At 29.0% G+C, this 23382-nt stretch carries 26 protein-coding genes and 1 other RNA gene; 6 read left to right on the top strand and 21 right to left on the bottom strand.

Features of this window, described 5'->3' with window-relative positions; translation table 11 throughout:
• Window positions 1-17 precede the first annotated feature (17 nt).
• On the bottom strand, window positions 18-1463 hold the full coding sequence (gene pdxR, locus ACTG46_RS05495) for a MocR-like pyridoxine biosynthesis transcription factor PdxR (protein WP_407813296.1): 1446 nt from the start codon (window positions 1461-1463) through the stop codon (window positions 18-20).
• 109 nt (window positions 1464-1572) lie between these two features.
• On the opposite strand from pdxR, the gene ACTG46_RS05490 reads away from it, so the two are divergent.
• Entirely contained in the window at window positions 1573-2367 is a 795-nt protein-coding gene (locus ACTG46_RS05490; protein ID WP_167640111.1) for a histidinol-phosphatase HisJ family protein, read from the top strand.
• A 50-nt stretch (window positions 2368-2417) separates the two neighbouring features.
• A complete protein-coding gene (locus tag ACTG46_RS05485) occupies window positions 2418-3740 on the top strand; it encodes a polysaccharide biosynthesis protein (RefSeq protein WP_479923740.1) in 1323 nt (440 codons plus the stop codon).
• A 100-nt stretch (window positions 3741-3840) separates the two neighbouring features.
• Here the strand turns inward: ACTG46_RS05485 and ACTG46_RS05480 are convergent, their stop codons facing one another.
• From ACTG46_RS05480 to ACTG46_RS05470, 3 genes are all read right to left on the bottom strand, one after another.
• Window positions 3841-5049, bottom strand: a complete 1209-nt coding sequence (locus ACTG46_RS05480) for an exosporium morphogenetic protein CdeC (RefSeq protein ID WP_479923739.1) — start codon at window positions 5047-5049, stop codon at window positions 3841-3843.
• 183 nt (window positions 5050-5232) lie between these two features.
• Window positions 5233-5413, bottom strand: a non-coding RNA gene (gene ssrS, locus ACTG46_RS05475) — 6S RNA.
• A 115-nt stretch (window positions 5414-5528) separates the two neighbouring features.
• Window positions 5529-6446: a hypothetical protein gene (locus ACTG46_RS05470; protein WP_479923738.1), complete on the bottom strand. Its 918-nt coding sequence runs from the start codon at window positions 6444-6446 to the stop codon at window positions 5529-5531.
• 211 nt (window positions 6447-6657) lie between these two features.
• On the opposite strand from ACTG46_RS05470, the gene ACTG46_RS05465 reads away from it, so the two are divergent.
• Entirely contained in the window at window positions 6658-7056 is a 399-nt protein-coding gene (locus tag ACTG46_RS05465) for a hypothetical protein (protein WP_054269615.1), read from the top strand.
• Between the two features lie 121 nt (window positions 7057-7177).
• On the opposite strand, the gene ccpA is transcribed toward ACTG46_RS05465, so the two are convergent.
• The 5 genes from ccpA to ACTG46_RS05440 all read right to left on the bottom strand — a co-directional run bounded on the left by ccpA (window position 7178) and on the right by ACTG46_RS05440 (window position 9765).
• Window positions 7178-8200: a LacI family transcriptional regulator CcpA gene (ccpA, locus tag ACTG46_RS05460; protein ID WP_479923737.1), complete on the bottom strand. Its 1023-nt coding sequence runs from the start codon at window positions 8198-8200 to the stop codon at window positions 7178-7180.
• A gap of 246 nt (window positions 8201-8446) precedes the next feature.
• On the bottom strand, window positions 8447-8653 hold the full coding sequence (locus ACTG46_RS05455; protein WP_054269613.1) for a hypothetical protein: 207 nt from the start codon (window positions 8651-8653) through the stop codon (window positions 8447-8449).
• A gap of 34 nt (window positions 8654-8687) precedes the next feature.
• Window positions 8688-8867 (bottom strand): hypothetical protein, encoded by a 180-nt coding sequence (locus ACTG46_RS05450; protein WP_054269612.1) that lies wholly within the window; start codon window positions 8865-8867, stop codon window positions 8688-8690.
• Window positions 8868-9085: 218 nt separating this feature from the next.
• Complete coding sequence (locus tag ACTG46_RS05445; RefSeq protein WP_054269611.1) at window positions 9086-9292, bottom strand: hypothetical protein; 207 nt, start codon at window positions 9290-9292, stop codon at window positions 9086-9088.
• Window positions 9293-9339: 47 nt separating this feature from the next.
• Window positions 9340-9765: a hypothetical protein gene (locus ACTG46_RS05440; protein WP_054269610.1), complete on the bottom strand. Its 426-nt coding sequence runs from the start codon at window positions 9763-9765 to the stop codon at window positions 9340-9342.
• 171 nt (window positions 9766-9936) lie between these two features.
• On the opposite strand from ACTG46_RS05440, the gene acpP reads away from it, so the two are divergent.
• Window positions 9937-10164, top strand: coding sequence for an acyl carrier protein (gene acpP, locus ACTG46_RS05435; RefSeq protein WP_003418905.1), 228 nt, complete (start codon window positions 9937-9939; stop codon window positions 10162-10164).
• Between the two features lie 140 nt (window positions 10165-10304).
• On the opposite strand, the gene ACTG46_RS05430 is transcribed toward acpP, so the two are convergent.
• The 12 genes from ACTG46_RS05430 to ACTG46_RS05375 form a co-directional block, all read right to left on the bottom strand.
• Window positions 10305-11309, bottom strand: a complete 1005-nt coding sequence (locus ACTG46_RS05430) for a nucleoid-associated protein (RefSeq protein ID WP_074179587.1) — start codon at window positions 11307-11309, stop codon at window positions 10305-10307.
• Window positions 11310-11322: 13 nt separating this feature from the next.
• Window positions 11323-12225, bottom strand: coding sequence for an RluA family pseudouridine synthase (locus ACTG46_RS05425; RefSeq protein ID WP_054269608.1), 903 nt, complete (start codon window positions 12223-12225; stop codon window positions 11323-11325).
• Between the two features lie 177 nt (window positions 12226-12402).
• A complete protein-coding gene (locus ACTG46_RS05420; RefSeq protein WP_054276199.1) occupies window positions 12403-13578 on the bottom strand; it encodes an acetyl-CoA C-acetyltransferase in 1176 nt (391 codons plus the stop codon).
• Between the two features lie 81 nt (window positions 13579-13659).
• A complete protein-coding gene (locus tag ACTG46_RS05415; protein ID WP_021383883.1) occupies window positions 13660-14505 on the bottom strand; it encodes a 3-hydroxybutyryl-CoA dehydrogenase in 846 nt (281 codons plus the stop codon).
• Window positions 14506-14604: 99 nt separating this feature from the next.
• Entirely contained in the window at window positions 14605-15402 is a 798-nt protein-coding gene (locus tag ACTG46_RS05410; RefSeq protein ID WP_054269606.1) for an enoyl-CoA hydratase-related protein, read from the bottom strand.
• 18 nt (window positions 15403-15420) lie between these two features.
• Entirely contained in the window at window positions 15421-16431 is a 1011-nt protein-coding gene (locus tag ACTG46_RS05405) for an electron transfer flavoprotein subunit alpha/FixB family protein (RefSeq protein ID WP_054269605.1), read from the bottom strand.
• An 18-nt stretch (window positions 16432-16449) separates the two neighbouring features.
• On the bottom strand, window positions 16450-17232 hold the full coding sequence (locus tag ACTG46_RS05400) for an electron transfer flavoprotein subunit beta/FixA family protein (protein WP_054269604.1): 783 nt from the start codon (window positions 17230-17232) through the stop codon (window positions 16450-16452).
• A gap of 55 nt (window positions 17233-17287) precedes the next feature.
• Window positions 17288-18424: an acyl-CoA dehydrogenase gene (locus ACTG46_RS05395; protein WP_054269603.1), complete on the bottom strand. Its 1137-nt coding sequence runs from the start codon at window positions 18422-18424 to the stop codon at window positions 17288-17290.
• 715 nt (window positions 18425-19139) lie between these two features.
• The gene (locus ACTG46_RS05390; protein WP_054269602.1) at window positions 19140-19607 is read right to left on the bottom strand and encodes a YbaK/EbsC family protein; all 468 of its coding nucleotides are present in this window, start codon (window positions 19605-19607) and stop codon (window positions 19140-19142) included.
• An 87-nt stretch (window positions 19608-19694) separates the two neighbouring features.
• Entirely contained in the window at window positions 19695-20237 is a 543-nt protein-coding gene (locus tag ACTG46_RS05385) for a hypothetical protein (RefSeq protein ID WP_479923736.1), read from the bottom strand.
• A 51-nt stretch (window positions 20238-20288) separates the two neighbouring features.
• Complete coding sequence (locus tag ACTG46_RS05380) at window positions 20289-20975, bottom strand: ABC-2 transporter permease (protein WP_054269600.1); 687 nt, start codon at window positions 20973-20975, stop codon at window positions 20289-20291.
• Entirely contained in the window at window positions 20975-21835 is an 861-nt protein-coding gene (locus ACTG46_RS05375) for an ABC transporter ATP-binding protein (protein WP_054269599.1), read from the bottom strand. The genes ACTG46_RS05380 and ACTG46_RS05375 overlap by 1 nt, the downstream gene beginning before the upstream one ends.
• Before the next feature lie 137 nt (window positions 21836-21972).
• Here ACTG46_RS05375 and ACTG46_RS05370 point away from each other — a divergent pair, with 137 nt between their 5' ends.
• Both ACTG46_RS05370 and yfcE read left to right on the top strand, forming a co-directional pair.
• Complete coding sequence (locus ACTG46_RS05370; protein WP_054269598.1) at window positions 21973-22773, top strand: NAD(+)/NADH kinase; 801 nt, start codon at window positions 21973-21975, stop codon at window positions 22771-22773.
• A gap of 24 nt (window positions 22774-22797) precedes the next feature.
• Window positions 22798-23367 carry a phosphodiesterase gene (gene yfcE / locus ACTG46_RS05365; protein ID WP_243192757.1) on the top strand — a complete coding sequence of 190 codons (570 nt, stop codon included), beginning with the start codon at window positions 22798-22800 and terminating at the stop codon, window positions 23365-23367.
• Window positions 23368-23382: the final 15 nt, after the last annotated feature.

The raw sequence follows: 23382 nt of genomic DNA, 5'->3' as shown, positions 1-23382 counted from the left end.
TAAAGACTTCTATTTATTTAATAAAATAATTTATTGCTTTTTATATCTAACTTGTTTTTATATTCACAAAAAAATTCATCTATATTATCACTGATTATGGTTATTCCTTTTTCTAACTCTTCCATGCTTGGACGAGCTATGTTTATCCTAAAAAATCTATCATCTACTAAATTGTCAAAAAAATAAGTTCCTGGAAGCATAGACACACCCTTGTTCAACATAAAGCTTGTAAATGCTTGGGATGTATATCCTCTTGGTAATTCTAAAAAAAAGTTTATTCCTCCACAAGATTTTCTAACTTTTAATTTACCACTCAATTTATTATTAATCAAGCTTTTTGCCAATTTGTACTTATCAGTATATATCTTCTCTATATGGCTTAAATAAATTTTCCAATCAAAATTCTCCATATAGTAATACATTGATTTTTGAATAAGGCCTGGTGTTGATATATCTGAAGAGTATTTAGCCCATAAAACTTTTTTTAGCAGTTCATTTGGCATTTCTACAATTCCTATCCTAAGACCCGGCATAAGTATTTTTGAAAAACTCTTTATATACACCACTCTATTTTTGTCATCATAACTTCTAACAGTCCTATTGTCTTTTGATTCAAATGTAAAATCACTTATAAAATCATCTTCAATTATATAAAAATCATGTTCTTCTGCCAGTTCTATTAACTTCTTTTTTTTATATGTTGAATAAGATATTCCTGTTGGATTTTGGAAATTAGGCATAATATATATAAGTCTTGGTTTTATTTTTTCCAATTTTAATTTTAAAATACCTATATCAATTCCATCATCTAACATAGGTATAGATATTATTTTTGCACCTCTACTTTTGAACACTTCAATCGCTCCATTATAAGAAGGTTCCTCCATAAAGACAACATCTGAATAACTTATAAGCCCTTTACAAACTATATCTATACCCTGTTGAGCACCTGATATTATTTGAATATTTTCTTTAGTCGTTTTTATACTTCCATCACTTAGATACTCTACCATCTTTTCTCTTAATTCTTCAGAGCCAAGACCTTCATCATAATCAAATATCGAACTGCCATCTTTAGATAATGCCATATTTACAGCATTTTTAAATGAATCAATAGGAAACATATCATTAGATGGATTTCCATTGTCAAAATGAATTAAATCATCTCTTTGTACAATATTTTTATTTTTTCTGTTGTCTACACCACTTTTATAAGAATTTGAACTTGACACGAATGTTCCACTACCTACAATTTTATATACATACCCTTCATTCTCTAAAAGCTCATATACTTTAACTATAGTAGTATTATTTACTTGTAGAAATTCTGATAGTTTTCTTATTGGAGGCAGTTTTTCATGTTCAACTAGCTCTTTATCTATTATCAATTCTTTTATATGATTAAATATCTGTATATATTTAGTTAACTTCTTTTCACTTAAATCTATTCTGTATTTTTCCACATTTATCACCGCTCATTGTATTTATATTTTATTGATGCTTTCCCATATATTTGATATTATTTAGTATGTATATATAATACCAAAATTTTTATAAAAAGGGGAAATATTTATGTTTTACGACTATCACATGCACTCAAGTTTCTCTACTGATGGAAAATCTACAATGGAAGAAATGATAAAAAAATCTATTGAACTTGGTTTAAACGAAATTTGTTTCACAGACCATGTTGATTATGATGTTTATGCTGATGATTCTTTCTCAATTGTCTATGAAGATTATTTTAAAAGTCTAGAAACTCTTCAAAATAAATATAAGGATAAAATATCAATAAAAAAGGGAATTGAGTTTGGAGTTCAGACTCAATTAATGGATACCTATAGAAAAGAAGCTAATCAATATCCATTAGACTTTATAATATGTTCTATCCATGCTATAGATACAATGGACTTATATCTTGGTAGCTATTTTAAAGATAAAACTCAGCATGAAGTTTATGAAAATTACTACCTTTACTTATATAATATTGTTAAAAATTACAAGGATTACTCTATTTTAGGTCACTTAGATTTAATTAAAAGATATGCTCCTTATGATACTATTTTAGATGATAGATTGTTTTCTGATATAATTGAGGAAATTCTTAAACAAGCTATTTATGATGGTAAAGGTATTGAGATAAATACATCTTGCTACAGATACAACCTTCCAGATTTGACTCCATCTAGATATATCCTTCAAATGTATAAAGACTTAGGAGGAGAAATCATAACTACAGGTTCAGATTCACATCATGTAAGTCAAATTGCCTATGAATTCGATTACATATATACACTGCTAAAAAATATGGGCTTTAAATATGTATCTAAATTTAATAAATTGAAACCAGAATTTATAAAATTATAAATTTTTACGCCTCCTTGTGAATATATTTAAAAGATAAGGAGGTGATTTTTTTGAAAGTACCTTATTTAGTACTATCAACAGTTATTCTATTTATATCTAATTTTATTGTAAGGATATTTGGCTTTTTATATAAAATATTCTTATCAAGGGCTTTAGGCGAAACAGGTCTAGGTATTTACCATATGATTTTTAACTTTTTAATGATTTGCTTAGCTGTTACAACAACAGGCATACCTACTGCACTTAGTTGTTTAGTCGCAAAGAGAAAAGCTTTAAACGATAGACACAACACTAATGCTTTATTTATATCAACTTTATATATATCATTTTTCGTAGCGCTAGTTATATCTATAGTTGCATCTTTTAATAGTTCTTTTTTATCACTTAAGTTTTTAAAAGATGCCAAATTAAATCTATTTATACTAGCAGTTTGTCCTGCGATAGTTATAATAACTCTTTCAAATGTACTAAGAGGATATTATTATGGTATAAAGAATGTAAAAATCCCTGCTATTGGACAAATTATTGAACAAATTGGTAAAATTCTATTCGTTTTTTTACTGGTTATGTACATAAATAATAAATCTATGAATTGTTATATTGCCCTATTAGGTATATCGATTGGTGAATTGAGTAATATTATATTCATGCTTATTTGCTTATGGAGAGATTCATCATTTGACAATAGGTATATTATAAGTATTAAAGATTTTTATAATTCTTCAATGGAAACATTAAAAATGTCCATTCCCATAACTTGCAATAGAATGTCAAACATACTTTTACAGTCTATCAGCTCTATGATGATACCATCAAGATTAGCATTATCAGGAATGACTTATCAGCAGTCATTAAGTATGTATGGTGTTGTCAGCGGAATGGTAATGCCTTTTATATTTTTACCTTTTACTGTTGGTTCAGCACTTATTGTAAACTTGATACCTACTATATCTCAAGAAATGGCTTTAAGAAAACGTAAGAGTGTATTGAAAAAAATCAAATACTCTGTACTTCTAACTTTGTTTGTAGGTATACTATCATCAATATTTTTTTATTTCTTTGGAAAAGATTTGTGTGTACTAGTATTTAAAAATAAACTTGCTGGAGAATATTTAAAAGCTATGTTTTTAGTTCCACTATTTATGTCATTAAACCAAACTCTGTCTGGCATTTTACATTCAATAAGAAAAGAGTTGGCTTCAAGTATAAATACTATCACTGGTATGTTAATTCAACTTGTGGCTCTATACATATTTCTTCCTATACCTGGACTTAATATCTATGCATATATATACACAATGACAATAGTATCAATATTTACTTGTCTATTACATACTATAGTACTTTTTAAATCACTAAAATCTATACACTAGTTATAAAAACGTGAAGGCTACCAAAGTAAATAATTTACATTGGTAGCCTTCCTTAAGATGATTTTTATTTATAATTTAAACTGTCTATATATCTACCTATCTATCTGTGGCAACTAGGCTTTCCACTTCCATGATGAGGTCCACATTGCGAAAAATCACATACTTTAGAGAAAGTATCAACAAGTCTTGGTTGGATTGGATTTGGTGATGCTAAAACTACTATTTGTTCACTTATTAATGTGCTAACTGTTTCTTGTAAGCAAAGTACTAAATCTATATCATTTGGTATTATTAATTCATAGAAAGGTTCACAACATTCGTTACATTCTAATTTTAATATAGATTTTCCTATACAATCTACAGTTAAGTTAGTTTGATATTCTTGTCTTAGAGTAACAGCTCTTCCGTCAGCTGGTAAGCATATTGGTGCTGAAAGTGTGTTAAAAGTAAATTCTACATAATCAACTCTTCTCTTACATCCACCTCCTGCTCTGACTGCTGGGAAAGCTAATGCAACGAATTCTGTACATCCACATCTACCTCTTAGCTCTAATACTAAATTACGAACTGCTACAGTTAATCCTCTTTGTTTATAAGCTACTGATTTGCCTTTTCCTTGTCTACAACATTCAGCGTTTCTTTCACCACATACTGCAAATTCAAAAGTTGTTTCACAATTTCTTCCTACTATATCTCCTAATGGGTCTAAATCGAAATCTTCTAAAGTTGTCATTCCTGTGTCTATAACTATTCCATCATTACTTAAGCATATTTTTTCTATAGTTACACTTGCTTGACCTGCACTTGGAACTGAACCAAATACTTCTACTACTTCTGTTTCAAAAGTTAATGGCTCTCCATTTGGTCCAGTTGCATCTGTAAATGTTTGGAATTGCATAGTATCAAATATTCTACTAGCCTCTATTGCAAATGGCACTGCATTTGATACAGAGAAGTTTTTTGGTGATATAGGATTACAGCAATCTGGTCCACATTTGTTTTCAAAACATTCATCAGAATCCATTTGGCATGGTTCACAATCACATTTACAATGGTCATGGCATTCACAATGGTCATCACATGGATTAGGTTTGCATGGATTGCATGGGTTAGGTTTGCATGGATTAGGTTTGCAATCATCATGACATTCACACTTATTATCATTATTACATCCATTATTGTGATGATGAGATTTTTTAAATCCTCTCATATCTTCTGAACTCATTTCCTCTGTATACACTTCTTCCTCACTAATTGTAGGCATTGGCTGATTTATCATTCTTCTTTTATTTTTTTTATAATCTTGCATTTTTCATTGCCCTCCCTGTAAGCTATTGTAATTAAGTCTTCGGCTTTTTGAAGCCTAATTAATACTATGCTCTTATAAACTTAATTGTTACTTAGCTTTTTAAATTTATCAATAATTAGATATATTTAGTAGAAAAATGCATTTTAATAAAAAAAGTACTACTATTTGAAATAGTAGCACTTTTTTTGTCCCGAAACACCGGTGGCTAAGTAAATTCACACCCTAGGCACTCCCAGGTGGGTGACTTGCCAGTAACTTTTAACGTCCAAACTAAACAGGCATGTTATAATTTACTAGACACGGTCTCCCGTATTTCATTTGTAGGTTGAATTTAAAAAAGCCTTATCGTATGTTTCAGGATTTCATACTATTATTATATAATAAATTTCGAATTTTTTAAAGTGGTTTTATATAGTAATTAAGATAAACTTATTCTAGTCTTACTTTTTCTTCCTTTTCTCTTTATGTAGTTAGTTAAATTATCTCTTTCTCTTAGTTCTATTCTTAGTATTTTTTTCATTATAATTACGCTCAGATTTTTGCTCATTTACATTATATAATTCTTCATCATGCACTATATTTTCATCATTTTCGACATCTTCAGAGTATGTTTCCTCACCTTCAATTAATTCTTCATCATATATTTCATTTTCGTCTATTAGCTCTTCATCATAGTTTGATTCATCGTCCTCACAATCTTCTTCATCTTCATAATCTGATTCCTCATCCTCATAATCTAATTCTTCATTGTTATCTTCATCTTCATTGTTATCATCACCTCTTAAAAGGCTACCAAGCAATTTAAGATTACTCATGCTTCCTAGATTATTTATATTTGCCAAAGAACTTAGACTGAATCCACCTTCTCCAAAGTCATCTGGCAAAAATAATTCTGCAAATAAGTCTATTTTCTTTTTCATTCCTATAGCTTTTTCAACTGAATTTTTTCTTTTTTCTGGGAATACATCTATAATTTCTTTTATCATCATATTCTTTTTATCATCACTATCCATTTTTCTGAAAAAATCTGTCTCATCTTCTGTATCTACTAAATCTATATTATTTAATTTTTTTATGCCTCTAACTAAGTCTAAAACACTTTCTATTTTTATTAGTATTTTTCTTTCATCTCTTGACATGTATTTTTTAGTTCTAGTTATTATTTCCATTCCCATTTCTAAATCTTCTTCACTCAAATCCATAAGCCTTAAACCTCTTTTTATATCATTTGCATCAAACCTTAAATTTCCATGTGTAGATTGTGATAGTTTATCATTTGCATTTTTTTTGTTTTTTCTAACTCTATTATTTCCTTTTGATTTATTTTTATCATCAAATATAGAGATATTACCATTACTCAATGCAATCACTCCAATCAAAAATAGTAAATTATTCAAGACAATTCCCCCTTATATTATATAATTGCCCTATATTAAAGTATGTTTTTCATATTTTAATGTTCCATTTTTAAAGCTCAGTGCATATATATTATCTATAAGAATTTTTATTTATATTATATATCACTCACAATTCACCACTTCAATATTATTTCTATATATAAATAGTATGAATATAATTCAATATATATTTATAGAAAGGGGTTTTTTTATGAAAAAATTAGATACAGAGTCATTAGAAAAAATGGCTAAACAAAAAAATATTGACAAGGATAAGATAGAAAAGATTGCTGATAATTACAAAGGAAAGTCAGAAAACGAACTTATGGAGGAACTTATAAAGATAGGTAAAAACTTGGATGGAAGAGATGAAGTAGTATCAAAATTCAAAGCATTTTTAGATGAAAATCAACGTAAAAAATTAGACAATATAATGGAAAAAATCTCAGATGCAGAAACTCAAAGAGATACTAAGGCAACTAAGACTAAGAAAACTAAACCTACTAAAGGTAAACCAAGTTCACCTGCACCAAAAAATACACCAAATGGTCAACAAAAAAAATCTAAAGGTTTATTTAAGAAAACTAAGAAATCCAATCCTCATGAATAAATAAAAAGTAAACCATTTAGATATTAAAACAATTATTTTTTTAAACTATTCTTAAATTTGATATTATTGACATAAAAAATCAGGTAGTGCTTTAAGCGCTACCTGATTTACTTTAATAGTTTTATTTTTTTCTTTCTATAACACTTTCTCTATCAACAATTCTATAAGGTAATTCTATTTTTTTATTTTCAATTATTTCTTTATTTATTAATTTTATAACCATTCTTATTGCTACTGCTCCCATATCATATAAAGGTTGATATACTGTAGTAAGTTTAGGTCTATACATTTTAGCTATCTTAACATCATTAAATCCTGCAACTGATATATCTTCTGGAACTTTATATCCAGCATCACAGATAGCATTTATAGCACCTATAGCGGCCTCATCACCTGTTACAAAAGCTGCGTGAGGTATTATTCCATCATCTAATAATTCTTTCATACTGTTGTATCCACTTTCATAATCAGTTCCACCATATTTAATTAAACTCTGTTCTAATTCTATGTTGTTATTTGAAAGTGCTTTCTCATAACCTGAGAGTCTCTCCATCTCTAAAACAGTATCATCTTTACTCGTCATTATAAAAGCTATCTTTTCATGACCTTTCTTTATAAGATGTTCTGTCATATCAAAAGTAGCCTCTTTATTACTAGTACTTACTGTATATATATCATAATCTCTAGCAGTTTTACTTATATATGTTGCTGGTATACCACAATTTTGTATATAGTTGATGTGTTCTTGTTCAACCACCCATGAAATCATAACTATACCTTCCACTTGTTTTGCTCTCAATAGATTTATACTCTTAAGTTCTTGTTCTTTATCAGAGTATGTATTAGCTAAAAGGATGTCATAATCATACATTTTAGCAACTTCCTCTATCCCATTTAATACCTCATTAACAAAAGAATCTGAAACTTCTGGAACTATTACCCCTATTAATTGACTCTTCTTAGTTACTAAACTTCTCGCAAGCGGATTTGGTATATATCCAGTTTCTTTTATAACCTCTAAAACTTTTTGTTTGACTTCATCAGTCACAGGTTTTGAATCATTTATAACTCTAGATACTGTAGATATTGACACGCCTGCTTGTTTAGCAACATCTTTTATCGTTATATTGCCTTTCATCTTCATCCTCCTTATTTTACTAAATTTATCTAAAACTGAACCAAATTTATGAAGGTTCCTATTTTAACTATATTTATATAAGTTTTTATTTTACCATAAAAGCAAGTACATTTAAATACATTATATTTTATATTATACCCTATATTCAACAAATTTAATAATATTCATTATTAATTTAAATCATATTAAAAAACAAAATAAAAAAATGCTGGTATTTTATACCAGCATTTTTCCACTTTAATGATATTAGTATTAGCAACCGCAGCCACAGCCTCCATCACCATCAAAGAATCCACCACATGAACAAGTTATTAATAATAGTATTAAGAAAGGTATCCATGACATTATGTCAATATCTCTCCAGCAATCTTCAAAAGCTAAGAATAGGAAGAATAGTACTATTATCCACCATCCTCCTCCACCAAAGCATCCTTCTTCTCCAAAAAATCTATCTAACATAACAAAGCCCTCCTTATTTTAGTAACTACTATCTTTACTCTAAGCATCCACCACAGCAGCAAAGTATTAATAAAACTATTAGGAATGGTATCCATGCCATTATGTCAAATTCTGCCCAGCTTTCTCCAAAAGCTAAGAATAGGAAGAATAGTACTATTATCCACCATCCTCCTCCACCAAAACATCCTTCTTCTCCAAAGAATCTATCTAACATTCCACGTTACCTCCTGTTGATATTTTGTTGAGCTTTTCGCTCCTAACATATACTATGCATTTGGTTTCCATTTTGCTAATGTATTTTCATTATTTTTTTAATTTTTTCTCATCCTAAAAAAGTAAGGTTTGTACATTCATCTTATAACCTAAACTAAAAAAGGCAAAACCACAACTTGTATAAGTTACTGGCTTTGCCTATTTAATAATCAATATTTTTTAGCAACAACAACCATCATCGAAGTTAAATAACAACAATACTATTAGTATAACCCATATCCATATATTGTCATCGCATAATAAGTCTTCTAAAATGTCTGTACATAATAATAAGAATACTACAACTATTATTATCAACATTTTATTACTAAAAAAACCTTCGCATCCTCCAAAGAAACGTTCCATATTGTCTTCTAATTTTGTCATAACTAATCCTCCTTGAATCATTAAGAGACTAAGTTCTGTCTCTTTAATTAAATATATGTAGTAATAGACAGATAAGTTACTTCTAAAAAGTTTTTATTGATTAGTTTATTTATTTCTTTTTCGCCCAGTTTATTGTATCTATCAACTTCATCTAGATAGTCTTTTTTTTCTTCTGATATAGTATAAATTAAACTTTCTATTGATTTTACTTTGTACTCTTTATATCTTTCTATCAAGAAGGATGTTTTTGAACTTTCTATCCCTTTCTTCACATGCATTAATCTTGATATGTAATCTTCTTTTTCATTAGATACATAGCTTTCTTTTTCAGCTACATCTTCAAGGATTAAATTGGTTTCCATTACATAATCCTCTATACGTTGCATATCTAAAGTTATTGAATTATAGTAAAAATTTACTGCTATAAGTAAAAACATTCCTACTGATGCTAGTAATAGTCCTACATATTTCATAGCATTTCCTCCTAAGTTATATTTGTTATCAATAAAGTTTATTCATCAAATAATACTTTATTACTACCTTTATAAAATTTTATTATTTTTTATGGATTCCATATTGAAAAATTCTCGATATTATATTAAACTAACATTAAAATTAATTAAAACTGCTTTAGGAGGCTTAAAATGTTTGAAAAAATAAAAGAAATAATAGCAGAACAATTAGGGGTAGACAATTTAGATGAGATAACTATGGAAGCGTCTTTAATGGATGACTTAGAAGCTGATTCACTAGATGCTGTTGAAATTATAATGGCCCTTGAAGACGAATTTGGAATAGAAATACCAGACGAAGAAGCTGAGAATTTTAAATGTATCGGTGATATATGTAAATATATCGAAGAAAACAAATAATATTGTTTTGTCTACAAATATAAATAGTCTGTGTAAACTTCTATATAATAATTTATATCGAAGTTTACACAGACTATATTACGTTTATTTACAATTATAGAAAATATTCAATTTTCATATATAAATTACTCAAATTAAAGTTACTTTTCTTCATAAAATGTTACATTCTTTATTACTATATCTATGGTTCCATCTTGATTTTGTTTTACAGTATATTTCATTGGGTCTTCAAAATCAGTTAAATTTCCTTTTATATCAAACCCATTATCTGTTTTTATACTTCTTTTTTTAAGCTTTTTCTCAACCCATTTCTTATCTATACTAAAACCTTCATCAAGACCTTTTTCTTCCATGTGTTCTTTGAAGCTATCCTTTAGCTCATCATCTTTAATTGAATTATCAACAAAGTCATTTATATCAACCTCATGTTTTTCCTTCAATGTATAGTTTAATATACTTCTTACATCCTCTGCTTGTTTTATATCATTACTAAGGGCATTCGTTATCCAATTTTCAGCTGTGTTTTTAAACACTTTTGTTTTATACTTATCGTCATCAATTTTTTTAGCATTTAAAAATTCTGTAACAAACTTTGATTCTGACCCTTCTTTTTCTGCATCTTTATCTAAAAGTCTTAGATGAAACTCATCATTCATTCCACTTAAACTAATTAAAGCTCCTTGTTTTTGTCTTAGAGTCTCTGGAATACCAATTTCATTTGAAACCATTTGAATATTGAATTTATCATCTACAAATTCAATTGAATGAGTATACAATTTTTTATAATCTAATTTTAATATAGCTACACTCTTTTCATCTTTAATAGTATATAAACAAATTGCCAAATCACAAGATTCTAATGCAGCATTGATTTTCATAACATCAAACAAGTAAGATGCAATTTCTTTAGAGTTTTTTAAAAAAGAACTTTCATCATATATTATTTGCTCACAACAATTCTTAATTAAATTATCATTATAATCTTTAAAAATACCTTTTCTTAAATCCTCATCTTTCGCAATTCTCTTTATAGCTTTTTGAAAAAATCCATCCACTTCTTGATTAACCTTGCCTTCAAAATCATTTAATATTGGAACATCACTATTTTTATCCAAAACATGTATTATAAATTTATGTATTATCATATATATCACCCCATTATCTTAATTTCGATATTAACTCTTTCATATCCTTTGGTATATCTGCTTTAAATTTCAATTTTTCTTTTGTTCTTGGTTGCTCAAACTCCAACTCATAAGCATGAAGTGCTTGCCTATCTATAAGATTTTCATCTACACAACCATATAACTCATCACCTATTATTCCATGCCCTATATGAGCCATATGAACCCTTATTTGATGTGTTCTACCAGTTTCTAAACTTACTTCTAGTACAGTTGCATTTTTTAATCTCTCTATCACCTTATAATGAGTAATAGATACCTGTCCTCTTTCATCTATTATTCTCTTTATGGAGTCCTCTGTTTGTCTATAAATCGGTTCATTTATAGTTCCTTCATCTTCTTCTATAATTCCATCAACTACTGTTATATAAGTTTTTTTAACCTTATTTTCACTCATTGCTATAGACAAAGTGTGATGTGCATAAGCATTTTTTGCTACTATGACAAGTCCTGATGTATTCATATCTAACCTATTTACAAATCGTATTTTTACATTTTCCTTTTGATTATCTATATAGTAACTGACACCATTTGCTATTGTTTTATCATAGTGGCTTTTGGTTGGATGAACTACCATAAATGGAGGTTTATTTACCATGATTATATCAAAGTCATCATATATTATTTGCAAATTTAAATCTTGAGGTTCAAATTTTGCTTTTTCTTCTTCTATTTTTACCTCTATCAAATCACCACAATATACTTTTATGCTTGGTTTTTTATATACTCCATTTACTAGAACACTCTTTTCTCTCTTCATTTTTGATAATGACCTAACTGAGAAATTCAGTTTGTCCAATAAAACTTCTTTTAAAGTCATTTCTTCTTCATTTGTATATGATATTATATTATATCTTTGATTTTCTTTTTTAAACAATCCTTTACCTACTTTCTTTTATATCTTCAAAATCATGATATTATATATTTTACACTATTTTTGTTTAATAGATAATAATTATTTTTAACTATAAAAACCTGTAAGAATAACGAATAGTTACTCTTACAGGTTACATTCATGTTTAAATATTTAATTTTAAAAGATTATAATTTAGAACTATCTTTTAACTATTAGTGTAGTTCCCATTCCACCACCTATACAAAGTGTAGCTAAACCAGTTTTAGCATCTCTTCTCTTCATTTCATATAGAAGTGTAGTAAGTATTCTTGCTCCTGAACAACCTATTGGATGCCCTATAGCTATTGCTCCACCATTAACATTAACTTTAGCCATGTCTATATTCAAGTCTTTTACTACAGCTATAGATTGAGCAGCAAATGCTTCATTAGCTTCAACTAAATCTATATCTTCTATAGTCATATTAGCAGCTTCTAAAGCTTTTTTAGTTGCTGGAACTGGTCCATATCCCATTATCTTAGGGTCAACACCAGCTGTTCCATAAGAAACTATAGTAGCAAGAGGCTCTATTCCTAATTCTTCAGCTTTTTCCTTAGCCATTACTACTAACATAGCAGCACCATCATTGATTCCTGATGCGTTACCAGCAGTAACTGTTCCATCTTTCTTAAATGCTGGTCTTAATTTAGCAAGTTTCTCCATTGTAGTACCAGCTTTTATATATTCATCTTTATCTACTATAGTGTCGCCTTTTCTACCTTTTATAACAACTGGAACTATTTCTTCGTCAAATTTTCCTTCAGCTTGAGCTTTTTCAGCTTTGTTTTGGCTTGCAAGAGCTAGCTCATCTTGTTCTTCTCTAGTTATATTCCATTGTTCTGCTATATTTTCAGCAGTAATACCCATGTGGTAGTTATTGAATATGTCTGATAATCCATCTTTTATCATTGAATCAACAAAAGCAGCATCACCCATTCTTGCACCGTATCTAGCACTTGGTACTAAATAAGGAGACATACTCATGTTTTCAGCTCCACCAACTAGCATTATATCAGCATCACCTAATGCTATAAGTTGAGATGCCATTGAAACAGATCTTAATCCAGAACCACAAACTATATTTATAGTCATAGCTGGTTTTTCTACTGGTATTCCTGCACCTAATGCTATTTGTCTTGCTACATTTTGTCCAAGACCAGCTGTAAGTACTCCTCCTAAAAGTGATTCATCTATCATATCTGGAGTTATATTCGCTCTTTTTATAGCTTCTTTAGCAGCTGTTATTCCTAAGTCTACTGCTGAAACTGATTTAAATGCTCCTCCAAAACTTCCTACTGCTGTTCTAGCTGCACTGGCAATTACTACTTCTCTCATATTCATTACCCCCATTAAATTAGATTTTTATCAGATTTCCGAAATTATTTCTTAAACAATACTATTTAAATTTCTAACCTCTTATTTATTGTAATCATAGAATCCTATCTTAGTTTTTCTTCCTAACTGATTAGCTCTAACCATTTTAGCTAAAAGTGGATGTGGTCTATACTTAGTATCTCCAAATTCAGTATATAGAACATTCATTATAGCTAAAACAACGTCTAATCCTATTAAGTCACCTAATGCTAGTGGTCCCATTGGATGGTTTGCTCCTAATTTCATAGCTTCATCTATTTCTTCTTTACTTGCAACGCCATCTGCATATATACCAACAGCTTCATTTATCATAGGTATAAGTATTCTGTTTACTACAAATCCAGGAGATTCAGATACATCTACTGGCACTTTATTGATACTCTTAGATAGTTCAAATACTGTATCAAAAGTAACTTTTGATGTTAACTGACCGCTTATAACCTCAACTAATTTCATCATAGGAACTGGATTGAAGAAATGCATTCCTATAACTTTATCTGGTCTAGTAGTAGAAGAAGCTATTTCTGTTATAGATAAAGATGAAGTATTTGTTGCTAAAATAGTATCTTCTTTGCATAACTCATCTAATAATTTGAAAACATCTTTCTTTATGTTCATATCTTCCACAGATGCTTCTATTATTAAATCCATATCTTTTAAGTCTTCATAGTTAGTAGTTGAACTAACATGACTTAATATTTCTGCTTTTGTAGCTTCATCCATTTTTCCTTTAGTAACTAACTTAGTTAAATTTTTATCTAATAAGCCTAAACATTTATCTATAGCACCTTGAGTTCTACTCTTTAAACATACATCATGACCACAACTTGCAAAAGTTTGTACAATACCACTTCCCATAGTTCCACTACCTATTACAGCTAATTTCATAGTTATAACCTCCTGTTATTTTAGTATTTATATTCTGCTAACTAGATTAAAATATTTATTTAATCTAGTTAACAGCAAATATATTTTTAATTAGATTTTTTACCCTTTTATAAAGTTCGCTTCTCTTTTTTCAATAAAAGCTGACATTCCTTCTTTTTGGTCCTTAGTTGAGAAACAAAGACCAAATAAATTAGATTCTATATCTATTCCAGTATTTATATCAGTTTGAGCACCAAGTTGTATTGCTTCTTTAGAGTATCTAACTGCAAGTTGAGCATTTTTAGCTATTACCTTAGCTAATTTTTCAACTTCTTCCATTAAAACTTCTGGCTCAACTACTCTATTTACTAGCCCTATTTTTTCAGCTTCATCAGCTTTTATAACTTGACCTGTAAAGATTAGTTCCTTTGCTTTTGCCATCCCAACCAATCTTGTAAGTCTTTGAGTTCCTCCATATCCTGGAGTTATTCCAAGAGTTACTTCTGGTTGACCAAATTTAGCTTTAGCAGATGCAATTCTTATATCACATGCCATTGCAAGTTCGCATCCTCCACCTAAAGCAAATCCATTTACAGCAGCTATTACTACTTTTTTGCTATTTTCTATTTCTCCACAAGCTTTTGCTCCTAGGCCACTAAAATCTTTAGCAGCTACAGCATCTAAATCTTTCATATATGCAATATCTGCTCCAGCTACAAATGCTTTTCCTTCCCCTGTCAATATTACAACATCAATAGTTTCATCATTATTAATATCTACAAATATTTCATAAAGTTCTTCTAAAGTTTTAGAATTTATTGCATTAAGGGCTTTAGGTCTATTCATTTTCACTGTGCATATATTTCCATTTACTTCAACAGCTACATTCTCATAAACTTTAACATCACTTGTACTCATAATATCCTCCCCAAGAAATTAGTTAGCTAAAACTTCACCTTTTTCTTTTGCAACACTTAATTGACTGATAAGTTCTGGAAGTACTTTATGAACATCTCCAACTATACCAACATCAGCATATTTAAATATTGGAGCTTCTGGATTTTTGTTTATAGCAACTATAAACTCAGCATCTTCCATACCAGCTATATGCTGTATTGCTCCAGATATACCACATGCTATATAAAGGTCTGGTCTTACAGTTTTACCAGTTTGACCAACTTGTCTTGCTTTGTCTAACCATCCTGCATCTATAGTGGCACGAGAACCAGAAACTTCTCCACCTATGATTTCAGCTAATTCATAAAGTACGTCTAAGTTTTCTTTTCCACCCATTCCACGTCCTGCAGAAACTAGTATCTTAGCATCTTCTATCTTAACTTGTTTTTTAGCTTCTTTTATTACTTCTACAACTTGAACTAATTTGTCAGCTTCAGTAAATTCTACTTTAAAACGATTGATTACAGCTTCTTTAGTTTCATCGATTTCATTTTTCTTCATAACTCCTGGTCTAACTGTAGACATTTGAGGTCTGAAATCTTTACAAACTATTGTTGCCATTATATTTCCACCAAAAGCAGGTCTTGTCATTAATAATAATTTTGTATCCTCAGCTACTGCAAGACCTGTACAGTCAGCAGTAAGTCCTGTATGTATTCTAGCAGATACTCTAGGAGCTAAATCTCTACCTATTGAAGTTGCTCCAAATAGTACAACGATTGGGTCAGCTGCTTTTATTGCTTCATAAGCTGCTTTTGTATATGGTTCAGTTGTATACACTGCTAAAGCTTCATCATCAACTACAATTACTTCATCTGCTCCATAGTGTGCTAATGTATCTATTAAACCTTCTACTTTACTTCCTAAAAGTAATGCAGAAACTTTTGTATCATAATCTTTTGCTATTTCTGTAGCCTTTCCTAGCAATTCTAAAGAAACGGTTTGAATTACATTTTCTCTTTGTTCTATTACTACTAAAACGTTACCCATTCTTTATCCCCCCTTAAATTATATGATAAACTTCTCTTTTAATTTATCTATTACAATTCCAGCTGATGTTTTTGCATCTTCATTGTATATTGTGCCAGCTGGTTTAACTGATTTTGTAAATGATTTAAATACACTAGTTGGAGAACCTTTAAGACCTAAATTAGTAGGGTCAACTTCTATATCTTTTACAGTCCAAGTTTCTACTACATCATTTTCAAATGCATCGTATATTCTTCCAACCTTCATGTATCTTGGTGTGTTCATATCTTTAAGAGTTGTTATAAGGCATGGCATTTTAACTTTTAAGTCATGACAACAATCTTCAAATTGTCTTTTTACTAATACATATTCACCTTCAGTTTTTATTTCTTCAGCATATGTTATTGATGGAAGTTTTAAATGTTCAGCTATTTGAGGACCAACTTGTGCAGTATCTCCATCTATAGCCTGTCTTCCAGCTATTATAATATCAAAATCTATATTTTTTAATGCTCCTGCTAATGCTGATGAAGTCGCCCAAGTATCAGCACCTGCAAATGCTCTATCTGTTAATAATATTCCTCTATCTGCACCCATTGCTAAAGCTTCTTTTAAAGCCATATCTGCTTGAGGAGGTCCCATTGTTATAACAGTTACATGAGCACCCATTTCTTCTTTTAATCTTATAGCTTCCTCTAGACCTGCTTTATCATCAGGGTTTATTATACTTGGTACTCCATCTCTAATTAAAGTACCTGTATTAGGATCTAGTTTAACTTCTGTTGTATCTGGAACTTGTTTTATACAAACGACTATATTCATAAATCCTTCCTCCATATCTATTTTAATATCGACCTATTGTGTATATTGTATTTATCTATTTTAATAATTTTCCTGAAATAACCATTCTTTGAACTTCACTAGTTCCTTCATATATTTCAGTTATCTTAGCATCTCTCATCATTCTTTCTACTGGATAGTCACGAGTGTATCCATATCCACCATGAAGTTGTACAGCCTTTGTAGTAACTTCCATAGCTGTTTCAGCTGCAAATAGTTTTGCCATCGCTGCTTCTACTCCATAAGGTTTTCCTTCATCTTTGTTTATAGCTGCTTGATATACAAGATGTCTAGCCGCTTGTATTTTAACTTCCATATCAGCTAATTGGAATTGTGTATTTTGGAATTTTGATAGTGGTCTACCAAATTGTACTCTTTCTTTTACATATTTAACTGTTTCATCAAGAGCTCCTTGTGCTAAACCTAAAGCTTGTGCTGCTATACCAATTCTACCACCATCAAGAGTAGACATCGCTATCTTAAATCCTTGTCCTTCTTTTCCAAGTAAATTTTCTTTAGGTATTCTGCAATCTTCAAATATTAATTCGCTAGTAGCAGAACCTCTTATACCCATTTTCTTTTCTTTAACCCCAAAGCTAAATCCAGGAGTTCCTTTTTCAACTATAAATGCTGATATTCCTCTGTTCCCTTTAGACTTATCAGTCATTGCCATCACTACATATATATCACCAGCTATTGCATTTGTTATAAATATTTTTGAGCCATTAAGTATGTATTCATCTCCATCTAAAACAGCAGTTGTTTGTTGTCCAGACGCATCTGTTCCAGCATTAGGTTCAGTAAGACCAAATGCTCCTAATTTTTCCCCACTTGCTAATGGCTTTAAGAATTTTTGTTTTTGTTCTTCGTTACCATATTGATATATAGGCCAAGAACCAAGAGATGTATGAGCTGATAAGATAACTCCTGTAGTACCACAAACCCTAGACAATTCTTCAACTGCCATTATGTATCCTACAGTATCTCCACCTTCTCCACCATACTCTTTTGGATATGGTATACCCATCATTCCTGCTTTTGCCATTTTTTCCACTGTTTCGTATGGAAATCTTTCTTCTTCATCAAGTTCTGTTGCTAAAGGTTTAACTTCATTTTCAGCGAAGCTTGCATATAACTCTTTAAGCATCTGATATTTTTTAGAATTTAAATCCATAATAGCCTCCTCAGTATTTTATAAATATTTTATTTTCATTTATTAATTAAAATCTCGGCACATCTATAATAAAGTATTTGAACATACGTCGAGAAATTTATAACCTTAATTAAAGTCAGCTCTATATTTATATGCAATTATACTAACCAATTATGACATTAATTTAATTATAAATTGTTAATTTAAAATCAACTACACTTAAAAAAAATCTCGCTTTTTGGAATTTTGTGAAATTTCAAGCTAAAATAAGACTTCTCTCACAATGGTCATAGATAAAATAATTTGTTTATGATATTTACTTTTAGGGTATTTCAATAGTAAAGAGTATATACATTGCTACTTTCACTACTATTTTTAACCCATATAAAAATTTTTTCTCATATCAAAATTATTTTAATAGAGCTAAATAATCTTGCTTTTTTATGATTATTTTGTTTTTTAAATATCTTACATTTATAATAGTATCACTCAAAGGATAATTTTTCAATAATTTCTAATTATTTTTTTAACAATATTTACTACATTTTTTCCATTTTTTTGTCATTTTTTTTTAATTTAGAAGAAAAATCAGAATTTTTTAACTTTATTTTGGATTATTAGTTTAAATTAGATTTTCCCATTAGATTTATAAATATTTCATCAAAAAAACTATCCCTGTATACGATTTATACAGGGATAGTTTTTTACAAACTTCTACTATAATTTACTATATTTTTTACCAATTCTTACAAACATCTACCCATTTTTCACAATTAGAGAACTTCTCCATTTCATCACAAGTAAGTTCTATTGCAGAATTACTACTTCCACATGCAGGAAACACTGTATCAAATCTTTTCATTGAGTCATCTAAATAAACTTTTAAAGGATTCTTTAAACCAAATGGGCAAACACCTCCAATAGCATGTCCAGTAAACTCTAGCACTTCTTCTGGTGTTAACATCTTTGCTTTACAACTAAATTCAGCCTTATATTTCTTATTATCAATCTTAGCATCTCCAGCTGTTACAATTAATATTGCATCATCACCTATCTTAAATGAAAGTGTCTTAGCTATCCTTGCTGGAATAACACCTGCTGCTTCAGCTGCAAGCTCTACAGTAGCACTAGATTGTTCAAACTCCAATATACTTTCTTCTCTTCCAAATCCTTTAAAATACTCTCTTACATTACTTATTGACATCAAATACCCCTCCTAATCTGAATGTTTATAAACCTCATATTATTCTTAATTATATATATGATTGGTTGATTTTTCAATTTTTAAAAATTATTCCATAATAGTAGAGTTCCATACATCATTATTTTTGCCAACTACTAAATATAAACCTTCTGCCATTGGAATATTGACAATGTATTCTCCCTTATATTCGACACTCATGCCAGACTGATTAAAGTATCTATAATCAAAACTTAACCCTTTTGGAATTATAAAGTCAACATAACCTTGATTATTTGGCTTTATTCCATATTTTAGAGTTTTTTCAGTTACAGAATTTTTTTCATTAGATAAATCTATATTTACATATGAAGAACATTTATTTATTCCTTTTTTATTTTCTACACAGTTTTCAAACTTCATTTTAGCACTTCTTAGCCTATAACTATATCTACTATTATTACTTATTTTAAATCTTACAATAGTACCAACATCTCTACTTCTCCTGCTATCAAAATCAAAACCAATTTCCTCTAAATGATTTATTTCATAATCTTTGACACTTACCATATCTCTATATACTAATTTATTTATAGCTATGAATAGTGTAAAAATCCCAAAAATAAAAAATGAAACCTTTATAAACTTATTCATTTCTAGTCTCCTTATATTTTGTGCTATTGTGCTATAATATTAATTTAAATTTTAATAATTAAACTTATTCTTTTTTGAAATCTTAATAGAAAAATACATCGATATTATAAAAATTATTATTGTTAAAAACGTAATGCTATACAGGTTTATGTATTTAGTATTAACCATATCAGTTACATAATTTGAAAGATATACTCCTCCAATTTTACTATAATTAAAATGCTTTACTTGATATACAACCATGCTAATCGTCTTTAAAAGACCCCCATATGCAAAGTAGATTAAAATACTTATTATTAGACTACAAACTTTCATTTTGCCATATCCAAATTTAAAAATTAAAGGAAGTAAAATCGCTAAAATTGCTAAGAATATATTTATAGAGAAAAATACATCATTTAAAACCATATTTCTGAAAAATACTAGTGATGTCAATTTACTTATTAAAGACACAACTATTGTTACAGAAATTATTAAACCCACACCTAATAAATATTTTGAGTATACTATATCTTCTATACTAACTGGCATACTTCTTATAAAAATCCTTGAATCATTTTCATAATCACACTCAAATGTATTTATAAACATTAGATAACTCACAACAATACTTACTGTATAATATGAAATTGAATTAAGGAAAAAATAAAAAACAAAAAATAATACTATGTACTTTAAATTCCGTATACCATCTGAACTAATTCCTATTATTAAATCTTTCCTTATTAAATTAAACATTATTTCACCTCATTTACATAATAATACATTAGTTCTTCTATAGTAGGATTTTTGACCTTATGCTTATCAATTTCTACCAACAAACTTTTTATTTTCAAACTGTCTCCAACTTTAACAAGTGCCTCATTATAATATTTATACTCTTTTACCCCAACTATATTTTCTTTAATTTCTTCTAATTCTGCTTTATTTGCTCTAATTATTTTATATTCCTGTTCTATTAAATCTTTCTTAACTGTAAAAATCTGATTTCCTTTGTTTATAAAAACGAGATAATCAGCAACTTTAATTAAATTATCAGTGTTATGAGTAGAAATTATTACACTGCTGTTTCCATTTTTTACGAAATCTTTTAAGTACTGCATTATTTCAGACCTTACAATTGGGTCTATTCCGGCAGTTGGCTCATCCAAAATCAATAATTTAGCATTATGACTAAGTGCATTTGACAACATAAGTTTCTCAGATTGACCTTTAGATAAATTCTTAATATGCATATTTTCTTCTATATCAAATTTTTTAAGATATTCATCAAATCTTTCTCTATCAAAATCACTATAAAACAATGATACTATTCTTCTAAATTCTTTAACCTTTAAGTGTGGATAAAATTGTAAAGAATCATATACAAAACCAATATTGTTTTTAAAACTTATTGGAGAATCGTCAATAGTCTCATCACAAAGTTTAATTTCTCCTTCATCTGCATCAATAATTCCCATTATAATTTTTATTAAAGTCGTCTTTCCTGAGCCATTTGGACCTATAATGCCGACAATATCCCCTTCATTTAGCTTCAAGTTTATGTCATTCAACTTGAATTTACCTAATTTTTTTGTGATATTCTTTACTTCAAACACATCTTCACCTCTTATGTATGTTTTTATACCCGCCTATACATATTTTAACACATTCACAACAAGCTAGGTCATTTATAAATTTATAAATTAAGAATTATAAAACTATGTTATAATACAAAGTATGAAGAGGTGAATATATGAAAAGAATTATAACTATAAATACAAACCAATTAAATAAGTCCCTTGAGACTAAAGAACTCTTAACTAGAAAACTTACCAATGCTGGTTTTGAAGTGTATTCAGATGTTTATCCAGATACAGAGCTCATTATATCAATTGGCGGTGATGGCTCTTTTTTAAGGACAGTTAGAGATTTCGATTTTCCTGAAATTCCTATAATGGGTATAAATACAGGACATCTAGGTTTTTTTCCTGATATTTTACCAGATAAAATCGATAACTTTATTGAAGCTTATCTAAAAAAAGATTATATTATTCAAGAAATGTCACTTCTTAATGCTGAAGTATACACAACTACTAGTGGCTCTAACATGCTTGCTGTAAATGAGGTTGTTATAAGGGGGGACAAGTCTAGGACTATACACCTAAATTTAAACCTTGATAATAGACACATACAAAATTTTAGTGGAGATGGTATGATTATTTCTACTTCCACAGGTTCAACAGCCTATAACTATTCTGCCGGAGGTAGTATTGTTGATATAAATCTTGAACTTATGCAGATTACACCTTTACACCCAATAAACACCAACGCATATAGGTGTTTTACATCAAGTATAATATGTTCAAATGAATCTATTATAAAAATTGCACCAGAATACAGATTTGAAGATTCAGTATTAATTGTAGTTGATGGAGTTGAACACAGATTTAGACAAATCGAAAATATAAAAGTTAGTATATCTGATGCAAAAATAAAATTACTTAGGATGTCAAATTATGAGTTTTGGCATAGAGTATCTGAAAAATTTTTATAGACTGCAATTAGGAGGATTTTAAATATGAAAATAGGAATAATGAGTGATACTCATGGTAGCTCGCTTTACTTTGAAAAAGCATTAAATGTATTATCTGATTGTGATATTCTCTTACATGGTGGAGATGTCCTATATCATGGACCTAGAAATGAGATTCCAGAAGGATACAATCCTAAAAAATTTATCGAAGTATTAAATAAGTTAGAAAATATTATGATTGTAAAAGGAAACTGTGATGCAGATGTTGACCAGATGGTAATAGAACATCCTATTCAAAGTCCTTATGTCATGAGTCAATTTGGTGAAATTAGAATTATATTAAATCATGGCTATACAGAATCAGAAGAAGAAATTATTGACAAGGCAAAAAAAATGGGTGCTGACATATTGGTTTTAGGTCATACCCATATAAAGAAACTATATATGGATGATAATTTAATAGTTATAAATCCAGGAAGTACTTCTATTCCTAAAGATGGAAGCCACTCTGTAGCAATTATAGATATTATAAAAACTGATGATGAAGATGAACTTGAACTTGATATCAACTTAGTTGACATCAATACTGGAAATATAATAAATATTAACGAATAATAAACTTTCAATAAA

The sequence above is a fragment of the Clostridioides sp. LIBA-7678 genome (assembly GCF_056716065.1).
This window is presented reverse-complemented; position numbering and strand designations above follow the sequence as displayed.